11 protein-coding genes are annotated in these 12215 nt (G+C 70.2%); 2 read left to right on the top strand and 9 right to left on the bottom strand.

Annotated elements, in window-relative coordinates; translation table 11 throughout:
• Window positions 1–34: 34 nt before the first annotated feature.
• Together cbiE and ACLML9_RS07825 are read right to left on the bottom strand one after the other, a co-directional pair.
• Complete coding sequence (gene cbiE / locus ACLML9_RS07830; RefSeq protein WP_411944864.1) at window positions 35–1303, bottom strand: precorrin-6y C5,15-methyltransferase (decarboxylating) subunit CbiE; 1269 nt, start codon at window positions 1301–1303, stop codon at window positions 35–37.
• Window positions 1300–2064: an SDR family NAD(P)-dependent oxidoreductase gene (locus ACLML9_RS07825; protein ID WP_411944863.1), complete on the bottom strand. Its 765-nt coding sequence runs from the start codon at window positions 2062–2064 to the stop codon at window positions 1300–1302. Before ACLML9_RS07825 ends, cbiE begins: the two co-directional genes overlap by 4 nt.
• A gap of 84 nt (window positions 2065–2148) precedes the next feature.
• Between ACLML9_RS07825 and ACLML9_RS07820 the strand changes: the two genes are divergently transcribed.
• On the top strand, window positions 2149–2553 hold the full coding sequence (locus ACLML9_RS07820; protein WP_411944862.1) for a pyridoxamine 5'-phosphate oxidase family protein: 405 nt from the start codon (window positions 2149–2151) through the stop codon (window positions 2551–2553).
• Between the two features lie 12 nt (window positions 2554–2565).
• Here ACLML9_RS07820 and ACLML9_RS07815 read toward each other — a convergent pair whose 3' ends face one another.
• Window positions 2566–3705 (bottom strand): M24 family metallopeptidase, encoded by a 1140-nt coding sequence (locus ACLML9_RS07815; RefSeq protein WP_411944861.1) that lies wholly within the window; start codon window positions 3703–3705, stop codon window positions 2566–2568.
• A gap of 71 nt (window positions 3706–3776) precedes the next feature.
• Here ACLML9_RS07815 and ACLML9_RS07810 point away from each other — a divergent pair, with 71 nt between their 5' ends.
• On the top strand, window positions 3777–4745 hold the full coding sequence (locus tag ACLML9_RS07810; RefSeq protein ID WP_411944860.1) for a 5'-3' exonuclease H3TH domain-containing protein: 969 nt from the start codon (window positions 3777–3779) through the stop codon (window positions 4743–4745).
• 63 nt (window positions 4746–4808) lie between these two features.
• Here ACLML9_RS07810 and ACLML9_RS07805 read toward each other — a convergent pair whose 3' ends face one another.
• From ACLML9_RS07805 to ACLML9_RS07780, 6 genes are all read right to left on the bottom strand, one after another.
• The gene (locus tag ACLML9_RS07805) at window positions 4809–5570 is read right to left on the bottom strand and encodes a DUF4333 domain-containing protein (protein WP_411944859.1); all 762 of its coding nucleotides are present in this window, start codon (window positions 5568–5570) and stop codon (window positions 4809–4811) included.
• A 77-nt stretch (window positions 5571–5647) separates the two neighbouring features.
• Window positions 5648–8347: a DEAD/DEAH box helicase gene (locus ACLML9_RS07800; protein ID WP_411944858.1), complete on the bottom strand. Its 2700-nt coding sequence runs from the start codon at window positions 8345–8347 to the stop codon at window positions 5648–5650.
• A 69-nt stretch (window positions 8348–8416) separates the two neighbouring features.
• The gene (gene tatC / locus ACLML9_RS07795; protein WP_411944857.1) at window positions 8417–9385 is read right to left on the bottom strand and encodes a twin-arginine translocase subunit TatC; all 969 of its coding nucleotides are present in this window, start codon (window positions 9383–9385) and stop codon (window positions 8417–8419) included.
• 166 nt (window positions 9386–9551) lie between these two features.
• Window positions 9552–9806: a Sec-independent protein translocase subunit TatA gene (gene tatA / locus ACLML9_RS07790; RefSeq protein WP_411944856.1), complete on the bottom strand. Its 255-nt coding sequence runs from the start codon at window positions 9804–9806 to the stop codon at window positions 9552–9554.
• Window positions 9807–9963: 157 nt separating this feature from the next.
• The gene (locus ACLML9_RS07785) at window positions 9964–10947 is read right to left on the bottom strand and encodes a helix-turn-helix transcriptional regulator (protein ID WP_411944855.1); all 984 of its coding nucleotides are present in this window, start codon (window positions 10945–10947) and stop codon (window positions 9964–9966) included.
• On the bottom strand, window positions 10944–11939 hold the full coding sequence (locus tag ACLML9_RS07780; protein WP_411944854.1) for a helix-turn-helix transcriptional regulator: 996 nt from the start codon (window positions 11937–11939) through the stop codon (window positions 10944–10946). Before ACLML9_RS07780 ends, ACLML9_RS07785 begins: the two co-directional genes overlap by 4 nt.
• Window positions 11940–12215 lie beyond the last annotated feature (276 nt).

Genomic DNA, 12215 nt, shown 5'->3' with positions numbered 1-12215 from the left:
TTACTCCCAATGCCCGATTCGTCCATTCGTGTTGTCACATACGGGAAGTCCCGCCGGCCCGGCCCTTCACCACCGACCATTGGGCCACCGGTAGCTGGGGCCGCCATGTGGTGAAGCGCCCCAGCGGTTCCCCGCGGTACACCTGGAAGCGGCGCAGACCGCCGCCGTGCGCCGCGGACCAGTCCAGCAGCAGCGCCTCCGATTCCGCGGTGACCGCGTTCGCCACCAGCCGGCCGCCGGCGGGCAATCGGGACCAGCAGTGCTCGAACAGCGCGGGTGTGGTGAGTCCGCCACCGAGGAAGATCGCGTCGGGATCGCCGGCCACCGCGTCCCCGGCGAGTTCGGCCACCGCCTCGCCGCGCACCTCGATACCGGGTACGCCGAGCGCGACGGCATTGGCGGCGATCTGCGCCCGGCGCCGCGCCAGGATCTCGAACGTGACCGCCCGGCAGGCGGGATCGGTGCGGCACCATTCGATGGCGATACTGCCCGAACCGCCACCGATATCCCACAGTGTTTCCCCGGGCCCGGGAGCGAGGGCCGCCAGGGTGAGCGCCCGGATCTCGGTCTTGGTGAGCTGCCCGTCCCCGCCGTAGGCGTCGTCCGGCAGGCCGGGCAACCGGGTGAGGCGGGTGCGCCCGGGTTCGCCCGCCGCGGTGACGGCCACGATATTGAGGGGGTCGCCCGCGGGCTCCCGCCAGGTGGCGGCGGTTCCGGAGACCATGCGTTCGGTGGGTCCGCCCAGTTGTTCCAGCACGGTCAGCGCGGAGGGACCGAACGCGTTGCGGCGCAGCAACTCCGCGATTCGTCCCGGCGTACTCGCGTCGGCACTGAGCACGAGGAGCCGCCGCCCGTCGGCCAGTTCGGGCAGCAACCGCTCCAGCGGCCGGCCGACCACGCTGACGATCCCCACCTCGGCCACCGGCCAGCCCAGCCGGGCACACGCCAGCGAGGCCGCCGACGGTTGCGGGAACACCCGCAGCGCGCCGGGCCCGAGCAGCCGGGCGAGGGTGACACCGATCCCGTAGAACATGGGATCGCCGCTGGCGACTACCCCGAGGCGGGTTTCCCGATACTCGGCCAGCAGCCCGGGCAGCGCGGGAACCAGCGGTGACGGCCACGGTTCCCGCCGCGCGGTCACCTCGCCGGGGAGCAACGCCAGCTGGCGCGTCGAACCGAACAGCACCGCGCAGTCGCGCAGGACCTGCCGGGACCGGTCGGGTAGCCCCGCCCAGCCGTCGGCGCCGATACCCACCACCGGAATCGGGTGCCCCGCCCAGGAGAGCGCGGGGTCGGCGGTCACCGGGGCAGCCGCCGCCAGACGGCCTGCGGCAGCAGGCGCATGCCGAAGAACACCGGCCGCAAAATCCCCGGGATCCACACCCGTGCCGAGCGGCGGCCCAGCGCGGTCACCACCGCGGCGGCCACCTGGTCCGGCGTGCTGGAGAACGGCGCCGGGGTCATCCCCTCGGTCATCTTGCCCACCACGAAGCCCGGCCGCGCCAGCAGCAGCTGGACCCCGCTCCCGTGCAGCGCATCGGCCAGCCCGGAGGCGAACCCGTCCAATCCGGCCTTGGCGGAGCCGTAGACGTAGTTCGCGCGCCGCACTCGAACCCCGGCCACCGAACTGAACACGACCAGCTGACCGCTGCCCCGGGACCGCATCTCGTTGGCCAGGACGGTCAGCACGCTGATCTGGGCGGTGTAGTCGGTGTGTACCACCGCCAGCGCGTGGGCGGGGTCGGCCTCGGCGCGGGACTGGTCGCCCAGCACCCCGAAGGCCAGCACCGCGACCCCGATCGGCCCGTAGTCGGCGGCGATCTTGCCGAGCAGGGCGGGATGGCCCGCGGTGTCGTCGGCGTCGAACTCCACCGGATGCACCGCGGTCGCGCCGGCGGCGGTGAGCGCCGCGGTCTCGGCGTCCAGATCCTCGCAGCGCCGCGCGGCCAGCACCACCGCCCGCCCGGGCGCGAGCCGCAGCGCCACCTGCAGACCGATCTCACTGCGTCCACCCAGCACCAGCACCGTGCCCGGGTCGATCCCTCGTGTTCGACGCACAACCATGCGCTCAGTCTGTCATCCGCACACGGCGAGGTGCGGAACCGGGAGACGTGCCGGGCGCGCGCGGCGACCCGCTACGGTCGATCCATGACGCTGCGTACTGCCGAATTGTCCCCGGCGGCCGTCGAGTTCCTCACCGAACGGCATCTGGCGACGCTCACGACTCTGCGGGCCGACGGCACCCCGCACATGGTGCCGGTGGGGTTCACCTGGGACCCCGACGCCGGGCTGGCCCGGGTCATCACCGACGGTGCTTCGGTGAAGGCCCGTAATGTGCGGCGTTCGGGTTACGCCGCCGTCGGCCAGGTGGACGGTGCGCGCTGGCTGACCCTGGAGGGTCCGGCGGTCGTCCTCGACGATCCGGCCGCCGTCCGGGAAGCCGAACGGCGCTATGCCGAGCGCTACCGGGTGCCACGGGAGAACCCGACCCGGGTGGTGCTGGCCATCGAGGTCCGGCGGGTGCTGTGCGGGGTCCGGTTGCGCGAGGCCTGAACGCCGGGCCGGCTAGCCGCCGGCCGGCAGGACGGTCAGCCCGTGCGGGCGCTCGTTCATCGCCACACAGCCGTCCTCGGTGACGACCACGATGTCCTCGATCCGGGCGCCCCATTCGCCCGGGAAGTAGATCCCGGGTTCGATACTGAACGCCATACCCGGCCGCAGTTCCAGGTCGTTGCCCGCGACGATATAGGGCTCCTCGTGCACCGACAGGCCGATCCCGTGCCCGGTCCGGTGGACGAACGCGGGTCCGAATCCGGCGGCTTCCAGCGGTTCGCGGGCGGCCGCGTCCACGGTTTCGGCGCGGACACCGGGCCGCACGGCGGCCACGGCGGCGGCCTGGGCGCGTTCCAGTTCGGCGCAGCGCGCGGCGATCTCCGGATCGGCGTCGCCCAGCACATAGGTCCGGGTGGAATCGGAGTAGTAACCGGGCTCCACCGGGCCGCCGATATCGATCACCACCACGTCACCGGCCTCGATTCGGCGCTCCGATACCTCATGGTGCGGGTTGGCGCCGTTGGGCCCACTGCCCACGATCACGAACGCGGCCTCGGTATGGCCTTCGGCCACGATGGCGTCGGTGATGTCCCTACCGACCTCGGCTTCGGTCCGCCCGACCCGCAGGAACTCCCCCATCCGGGCGTGCACCCGGTCGATGGCCGCGCCCGCCCGGCGCAGCGCCGCGATCTCGGCGTCGTCCTTGATCATGCGCAATTCGCGCAGTACCGGGGTCGCCGAGACCGGGAGCCCGCTGAAACTGTGCGCCAGCGGCAGTAGATGCAGCGCGGGCATGGAATCGGCCACCGCGACGCGGGAGCCGATGTGCAGCGCCGACCGGACCAGCTGATACGGATCCACCCCGTCCACCCAGTCCAGGACCCGCAGGCCGAGTTCGTCGACCGCGGACTCCTGCAGTGCCGACACCTCCAGTTTCGGGATCACCACCGAGGGGGTGGCCTTGTCGGAGGTGATCACCAGACAGGTCAGCCGTTCGAATGACTGGGCCGCCGATCCGATGAGGTACCGCAGGTCCGGGCCGGGGGTGATGAGCAGGGCGTCGAGATGGGCGTCGCGGATCAACTGGACCGCCCGCTCCAATCGCTGCCCGTAGACCTCCGCCGCGAACCGTGACTCCGTGTGCGCGCTCATGACCTCGAACCTACCTCGCACCCGGGGGGCGGCACATCGGATACGTCGGTGGGTCCTTGTAGATTCACCGGGTGACTACGACCGAATCCACGCCGCGTCCCCTGCTGCTGCTGGACGGCGCGAGTCTGTGGTTCCGGGCCTTCTACGCGATCCCGGACAAGCTCACCGCGTCCGACGGCCGGTCGGTGAACGCCCTGCGCGGGTTCACCGATATGGTCGCCTCCCTCGTCACCAGGCATCGCCCCGCCCGGCTCGTGGTGTGCCTGGACCTGGACTGGCGGCCGAAGTTCAGAGTGGATCTGGTGCCCACCTACAAGGCCCATCGTCTCGACACCTCCGCCACGGCCGCACCGGGCGCCGAGGAAGTACCGGACCGGCTGACTCCGCAGGTCGACATGATCCTCGAGGTGCTGGCCGCCGCCGGTATCGCCACGGCCGGCGCGGAGGGCCTGGAAGCCGACGATGTACTGGGCACCCTGGCCTCCACCGAACTCACCGACCCGGTGATCGTCGTCAGCGGCGACCGGGATCTGCTGCAGCTGGTCCGCGATACCCCCGAACCGCCGGTGCGGGTGCTGTACGCGGGCCGCGGGCTGGCCAAGGCCGAGTTGTTCGGGCCGGTGGAGGTCGCGGCGAAATACGGCGTTCCGGAGCAGAACGCGGGCCCGGCCTACGCGGATATGGCGACGCTGCGCGGGGATTCGTCGGACGGGCTCCCGGGCGCCGCGGGGATCGGCGAGAAGACCGCAGCCACCCTGATCAGCAGGTTCGGTTCGCTCGAGGCGCTGCGGGCGGCGGTCGACGATCCCGCGGCCGACCTGGCCCAGGGCATCCGGACGAAATTGCGCACGGCCGCCGACTATCTCGACGCGGCGGCGCCGGTGGTGCGGGTGGTGCGCGACGCCGATGTGATCCTGTCCCGGCCCGACACTCTGCACCCGATCCCGGCCGATACCGACGCGCTGCGGGAGCTCGCCCGCGCCTACAACGCGGAGAGCCCGGTCGAGCGGCTGATCACCGCGCTGGCGAACTGCTCCTGACCGGCCCGGGACAGCGAAAACCCGCCGGAGGGCAGCGTCCGGCGGGTTCGTCCGGCGAGAAGATCAGCTCGGGCGGCCGACTTCGTAGGTGCCGTCGTCCTTGGTGATCTTGATGTTGACCTTCTTGGCCTCGCCACCGACCTTCAGATCACAGGTGAATGTGGCATCCACCGCGACCTCCTGGCCCGCGGGGCACTGAACATCCTTGACGTCGTCGATACCGTAGGAATCCGCGAGGACCTGCGCCACGCCCGTCTGCACGGCGGCCTGGTCCAGCTGGTCCTTGGCCGTGAGGGTCAGAATGCCCACGACCGCGCCGACCACGAGTACCACCACCAGCACGGCCACGCCGATGATGACGCCGGTTTTCTTACCACCGCCCGACGGCTGCGGCCGACCGGCCCACTGCTGCTGATTCGGCTGACCCCACTGCTGCTGCGGCTGCTGCCCCCACTGCTGCTGATTCGGGTCACTCCACTGCGGCTGCTGATTCGGATCGCCCCAGGGCTGCTGGGGTTGCTGCCCCCACTGCTGCTGATTGGGGTCGTTCCACTGCTGCGGCTGGGGCTGCTGCGGTTGGGGCTGCGGCTGGCTCCACTGCTGCTGCGGCGGCGGGGCGGGCTGCCACTGCTGACCCCCCTGATCGCTGCCCCACTGCTGGGTGGGCTGCGCCTGCTGCGGGTCGGGCACCGGGGGCTGCGCGGGCGGCTGGTTCCCCCACTGCGGCGCCGCGCCGGGCGGCTGCTGCCCACCCCAGACCTGGGTGGGATCGTTACGTCCCTCCCCGGTGCCCGGGGCGTCGTTCGGTCCGTACGGCCCGCTCATCTGGTTGCCTCCACTCGCATTGTCCAACACACGGTAGCCCCCCGCGTGCGGTTGAAATCAAATCACAATCGATGGTCTCACGCTGCGTCCACCGCGACGACACCACGCCGGATCGCCCGGACGGCCTTGGCCGCGGTGGCCGCGACCTCGGTATCGTCTGCGGTGGTGTGGATCTGGTCGAGCAGATCGATCACCTGCCGGCACCAGCGCACGAAATCCCCCGCCGACAGCGGTGTGCCCTGATCGCCGCTGGCCAGCAGCGAATCCGCCAATGCGTCTCCGCGGGCCCATTTGTAGATACCACCCACGAACCCGAGATCCGGTTCGCGGCTGGGGGCCAGCCGGTGCTCGGACTCGTCGTTGCGCAACCGTGACCACTCGGCGATGGTGTCGGCGACCGCGCGGCGGATCGGCGCGGTCGGTCCGGTAGCGCCGAGATACCCACCCTCCGAACGCGATTCGTACACCAGAATCGACACCACGGCCGCCAGTTCGGCCGGGCCCAGTCCGCGCCACAGCCCCTGCCGCAGACATTCGGCCACGAGCAGATCGCTTTCCGCGTAGATGCGGGCCAGCCGCCGCCCGTCCGCGGTGACCTCCCCCTGGTGCACGAAACCGCGTTCCTCGAGCAGCCCGACGATCCGGTCGAAGGTGCGGGCCAGTGAATTGGTGGTCGTCGCGACCTTCTGCCGCATCGACTCGGTCTCTCGCGCCACCCGGTTGTAGCGCTCCCCGAACCGGGCCAGCTGCTCCCGATCAGGCCGGGTGTGGGCGGGATGGGCCCGCAGCGCCCGGCGCAGGGCGCCCAGTTCGGGATCGTCGGCACCCGCGGCCCGTTTGTCCCGGCGGGGGCGGTGCGGCGCGATGATCCCGGTGCTGCGCAGCGCCGAGGCGAGATCGCGGCGGGTCCGCGCGGTGCGATGGTCCACCCGGCGCGGCAGCCGCATCCGGCCCAGCGGCTGGGGCGGCGCCGGGAAGTCGGCGACCGAGACCCGGCCCGCCCATTTGTCCTCGGTGAGCACCAGCGGGCGCGGATCACCGGGGGTGGCGTCGGGTTCCAGGATCACGGCCAGGCCCGCCCGGCGCCCGGCGCCGATGGCGACCACATCGCCGCGGCGTAGTTCGGTCAGGGCGGCGACACCGGCAGTGCGCCGGTCGGTACGGGTCTGGTGGTTGAGCTGTCGTTCGCGCTGTTTGATCCGTTCCCGCAGGCCGAAGTACTCCAGGAAGTCCCCGTCCTCGCCGCCGAGCTGGGCGGCGAGTTTACGCAACTGGCTCTCGTTGCGTTCGATACCGCGGACCAGACCGACCACCGACCGGTCGGCCTGGAACTGGGCGAAGGAACGCTCGAGCAGCAGCCGCGCTTCCTCGGCGCCGAGCCGGTCGATCAGGTTGATCGACATGTTGTAGCCGGGTTTGAAGGAACTACGCAGCGGATAAGTGCGGGTGGAGGCCAGACCGGCGACCGCGCTGGTATCGACCTCGGGCTGCCACAGCACGACCGCGTGGCCCTCCACGTCGATACCGCGCCGGCCCGCCCGGCCGGTGAGCTGGGTGTACTCCCCCGGGGTCAGTTCGGCGTGGGTCTCGCCGTTGAACTTGACCAGACGCTCGAGCACCACCGTGCGCGCGGGCATATTGATCCCGAGCGCCAGCGTCTCGGTGGCGAACACCGCCCGGACCAGGCCTTTGACGAACAATTCCTCGACGGTGTGCCGGAACGCGGGCAGCATTCCGGCGTGATGCGCGGCCAGGCCGCGGTGCAGCGCCTCCCGCCACTCCCAGTAGCCGAGCACCTCGAGATCGGCGCGCGGCAATTCACCGGTGTGTTTGTCGATGATCGCGTCGACGACCTCCGGATCGGCCGCGCCGCCCAGATCCAGCCCGGAGCGCAGGCACTGGGCCAGCGCGCCGTCACAGCCGGCCCGGCTGAAAATGAAGGTGATCGCGGGGAGCAGGCCCTCTTCGTCGAGCCGGGCCAGGACCTCGGGCCGGGGCAGCGGCCGGAAGAACCGCCGTGGCCCGCCCCGCCCGCGCGGACCACCCCAGCCTTCCATCCGATCGGCGCTCTCCCGCTGCTTGATGTAGCGGACCAGATCCGAATCGACCAGCACCCGCTGGTCGGACGATTCGCTGTCGAACAGGTCGAACATGCGGCGCCCGACCATCACGTGCTGCCACAGCGGCACCGGCCGGGTCTCGTCCACCACCACCGCGGTGTTACCGCGCACGGTTTCCATCCAGGCGCCGAACTCCTCGGCATTGGACACCGTGGCCGACAGGCTCACCAGCCGCACTTCCGGCGGCAGGTGCAGGATCACCTCCTCCCAGACCGCGCCGCGGAACCGGTCGGCCAGGTAGTGCACCTCGTCCATCACCACATGGGACAGGGAGCGCAAGGCGTCGGACGAGGCGTAGATCATGTTCCGCAGCACCTCGGTGGTCATCACCACCACCGGGGCATCGGCATTGATCGACTGATCGCCGGTGAGCAGACCCACCCCGTCCCGGCCGTACCGCTCGGTGAGATCGGCGAACTTCTGGTTCGACAGCGCCTTGATGGGCGTGGTGTAGAAACATTTCCCGCCCGACGCCAACGCCAGATGCACCGCAAATTCGCCGACGACGGTCTTTCCGGCGCCGGTGGGCGCACAGACGAGTACCCCGTGCCCCTCCTCGAGGGCGGTACAGGCCTGGCGCTGGAAGGGGTCCAGCTCGAATGTCAGCTGGGCGGCGAACCGGGACAGTTCGGCGGTCAGCGACGCGTTCGGTGTCACGGCTCCGAGACTAATCGAGGAATCCGACACCGGTCGCGCCGATAATTTCCGGGGACGGACCCGCAGCGGTCAGAGTGTGTCCGAATAGTCCGTGGTCGGGCGACCGGTCCGCTCCGGGGCGGGCACCGTATCGGCCGACGGAATGGGTGTGGCCGGATCGACCGAGGTCGGCGCCTCGATACGCGAGGCATCCTCATCGCCGAGGGCGCCCAGTTGCTGCGCCTCGATCCGGGTCCGGCGCCGGTCGTTGAACCGGGCGAACTGCACCGCGAACTCGAACAGCACGGTCAGCGCGAGTGCCAGCGCCAGCATGGAGAACGGGTCCTGCGGGGTGACGATCGCCGCGAACACGAACAGGCCGAAGATGATGCCGCGCCGCCAGGCCTTCAGCTTCTCGTACGGCAGCACCCCGATCAGGTTGAGACCGACGATCAGCAGCGGGGTCTCGAAACTGACGCCGAAGATGATCAGCAGCTGAATGATGAAGCTGAAGTACTGGGAACCGCTGAGCGCGGTGATCTGCACATTGTCGCCGATACTGAGCAGGAAACTCAGCGCGTGCGAGATGACCCAGTAGGCCAACACCGCGCCACCGGCGAACAGGAACGAGCCGGTCACCACGAAACCGACCGCGTACCTGCGTTCCTTCGGATACAGACCCGGCGTGATGAACGCCCATGCCTGATACAGCCAGATCGGGCAGGCCAGCACCACACCGGCGGTCAGGCCGACCTTCAACCGGAGCATGAACTGCTCGAACGGTGCGGTGGCCAGCAGGCGGCACTCACCGCCGGGAGTCAGCGAGGCACGCGCCGAATCGGGTAGCGAACAGTAGGGACCGCGCAGAATCTCGCCGAGGCTCTCCAGCCCGAAGAACGAATGCGCATACCACAGGAAACCCACGATCGTGGTGACCAGCACGGCCGCCAGCGAGATCAACAGCCGGGTGCGCAACTCCCGCAGATGGTCGACCAGAGACATGGTGCCATCGGGATTGGTCCGGCGCTTGCTGTGCCGGGGGTCGAACGGAATTCGCATGGTGTGTGGATGCCCTCGTATCAGCGTGCCTCGCTCCGCTCGGCCTGCGGCACTGCCCGGTGCCCCGGCGATACTCCGCCCGGTATTCGGTCAGGGCCCGGTCGGCAGCGCCGGGTCGACAGCGTCGTATCGGGGTCCGGGTGTGCCCGGACCCGCGGATACGGGCTCAGAGCGTTTTCGACTCGCTCCGCGTCTCCGTCGCCTGCGGCGCCGCCTCCCGGCCGGCCGGCAGTTCCGGCGCGGGCTGCGTGGTCGAGGTGCCGGCGGGTTTGCCGTCGTTGTGCATCTCGCTCACTTCGCTCTTGAAGATGCGCAGCGACCGGCCGAGACTGCGGGCCGCGTCGGGCATCCGCTTCGCGCCGAAGAACACCACGAACAGCGCCGCGACGATCAGCCAGTGCCAGATGCTCAGACTGCCCATTGTGGTTACCTCCCAAGACTGTGGTCTTTCCGATGCTACCTGCCCAGACAGGCGCATCGAACGCAAGCTGGGGCAGATGCCCGCACGTCACCCGCCGGTAGACCGCCGTTCACCGCCGCATCCGGTGGTCGCGGGCGCGCGGCGGGTCTGCCGGTTGTCAGGCGGGCTCGTCGAGCCCCGCGGCCGCATACGCCGCCAGGGCTGCATCGGAGCGCTCCCGGACCGCCGCCACCAGATCGGGCGGACCCAGCACGGTCACCCCGGATCCGAACCCGAGCGCCAACCGCGCCATCCAGTCCAGTGTGGCGAAACGCATGGTCGCCTCGATACTCCCGGCGGCGCGCACCGCCACCCGGTGCATCGGATACTGGTCCAGCACCCAGCCGTGGTCGGCGGCGATCAACAGCCGCGCCAACGGGACCGCGGGATCGTCCTGGAACAGATCCAGCCCCGCCTCCGTATCGCGCGCCTCCCGCGGCGGGCGGGCCGGTTCGTCGAGTTCGGCCGCCGATTCGATGCGGTCGAACCGGAACAGTCGCACGCCCTCGGCCTCCCGGCACCACGCCTGCAGATAGCTGTTGTCGTCGACGGCGACGATACGGATGGGATCGACCACCCGGTCCGACACCACATCGCGGCTCGCCGAGTAGTACTCCAGTCGCAGCGCCCGGCGCGCCGCCACCGCGGACCGCACCGTGGTCACCGCCGGCGCCTCGGCGGGCAGTTCACCGACTGGAACGGCCCCCGCGTCCGCGGCCGGCGCCGCGCCGGAGATCGCCGCCTCGAGCTTGGCGATGGCCGAATGCGCGGCGGTCGGATCCACCATGCCCGGCAGATCGACGATCGACCGCAGCGCCACCAGCACCGCCGTCGCCTCGATCGAGGTCAGCCGCAACGGCCGCTCGATCCCCGCGGTAAACGTGACCTGCACACTCTCCTCCGAAAAGGACAGATCGATCAGGTCACCGGGACCGTAGCCGGGCAGCCCGCACATCCAGAGCTGATTCAGATCGGCCATCAACTGCTTGGTGGTGACCCCCAGATCGGCCGCGGCCTCCGCCGCACTGATCCCCGGATTGGCCACGAAATACGGGACCATGTTCAGCAGCCGCGACAGTCGCGCCGACAACCGCGTGCTCACAACGCCACCTCCGTCCGGTCGATCACCGAACGCAACCGCGCCACCACATCGGCCCGCAACTCCGCCGGTTCGAGCACCAGCGCATCGGCGCCCAGCCCGGTGATCAACCGGGTCAGCCAATGCTGCGATCGGATCGGCACCTCGAGCACACTGCCCGGCCGGTCACCGATGGTCCGGCTACCCACCACATCGCCGATCCGGCGCAGATCCCGGCCCCGGCCCTGCGCCACCCAGATGGTCGCCGACCCGGTGACCGGCGCACTACCGGTCACCCGGGTCACGATCTCCCGCAGATCCGTCCCCGCCGGCGGATGTACGGCATTACGCGGCCCGTACGCGGTGATCTCCTCCCCGATCCGGGACAAGCGGAAAGTCCGCACCGCATCCCGGTCACGGTCGTGCCCCACCAGATACCAGCGCCCCCGCCACGTCACCACCCCCCACGGCTCGACATCCCGCATCAGAAACGGCGCGTTACTGGCACCACGATGCTCGAACCGCACCGCTTGCCCGGCATCGATCGCCGCAAGCAACTTCCCCAGCACCGGCTCGGAGCCACGGGTCCGCGCCGGCACCGCCGGAATGGCCGCAAACGCGGTATCGGTCTCCACGTGCACACCCCCCGCCCGCAATTTCAGCAGCGCCCCCGCCGCGGCCGCCGCCAGCTCCGGCGACTCCCACATCTGCAGAGCCACCGCCACCGCCGCCGACTCCTCGCTGGTCAGATCGATATCCGGCAGCTCGTAGGCGTCCCGGTTGATCCGGTAACCCTCCACCGTCGAAAAACGACCGGACGGGCCCACCTCGAGAGGTATGCCCAGATCCCGGAGCTCGTTCTTGTCCCGCTCGAACATCCGGCTGAACGCCTCGTCGCTGGCACAGTCCTCATAGCCCGCGACGCTCTCCCGGATACGCTCCGCAGTCAGGAACTGCCGAGTCGACAGCAGCGCGATGACCAGATTCATCAGGCGCTCGACCTTGGATATCGCCACGCGAAGCAGGATAGTGCAGGTTCGGGTCGCGGTGCCTACGGCGCCGTCAGGGGGCTCTCGTACGCCACGAGTGCCGGGCCATCCCCAGCGTGCCCGGGGTGGACGAGGCACGGTTCGCAACAGCGAAGGCACGGACTTGCTCGCCAAGGTGAGAAGTGGACTTGCTCGCCAAGGTGCTGTGTTTTTGGCGCCGCCTCCGGCGTCGCGGGGTTGAGGCCCCCTTGTGTCTCGCCGTTTCGGCCTCGAGACTCGCGCCTGCGGCGCATGCGCTTCGAG

The organism is Nocardia sp. NPDC002869, from assembly GCF_046764065.1.
Classification (GTDB): domain Bacteria; phylum Actinomycetota; class Actinomycetes; order Mycobacteriales; family Mycobacteriaceae; genus Nocardia; species Nocardia rhamnosiphila.
The sequence above is the reverse complement of the archived record's forward strand: the minus strand, read 5'-3'. Positions and strand labels throughout refer to the sequence as shown.

Excerpts from the sequence above, each read along its gene's own strand:
- ACLML9_RS07825 (WP_411944863.1), bottom strand. The coding sequence starts at position 2,064 with ATGGTTGTGCGTCGAACACGAGGGATCGACCCGGGCACGGTGCTGGTG.
- ACLML9_RS07820 (WP_411944862.1), top strand. The coding sequence starts at position 2,149 with ATGACGCTGCGTACTGCCGAATTGTCCCCGGCGGCCGTCGAGTTCCTC.
- ACLML9_RS07815 (WP_411944861.1), bottom strand. The coding sequence starts at position 3,705 with ATGAGCGCGCACACGGAGTCACGGTTCGCGGCGGAGGTCTACGGGCAG.
- ACLML9_RS07805 (WP_411944859.1), bottom strand. The coding sequence starts at position 5,570 with ATGAGCGGGCCGTACGGACCGAACGACGCCCCGGGCACCGGGGAGGGA.
- tatC (WP_411944857.1), bottom strand. The coding sequence starts at position 9,385 with ATGCGAATTCCGTTCGACCCCCGGCACAGCAAGCGCCGGACCAATCCC.
- tatA (WP_411944856.1), bottom strand. The coding sequence starts at position 9,806 with ATGGGCAGTCTGAGCATCTGGCACTGGCTGATCGTCGCGGCGCTGTTC.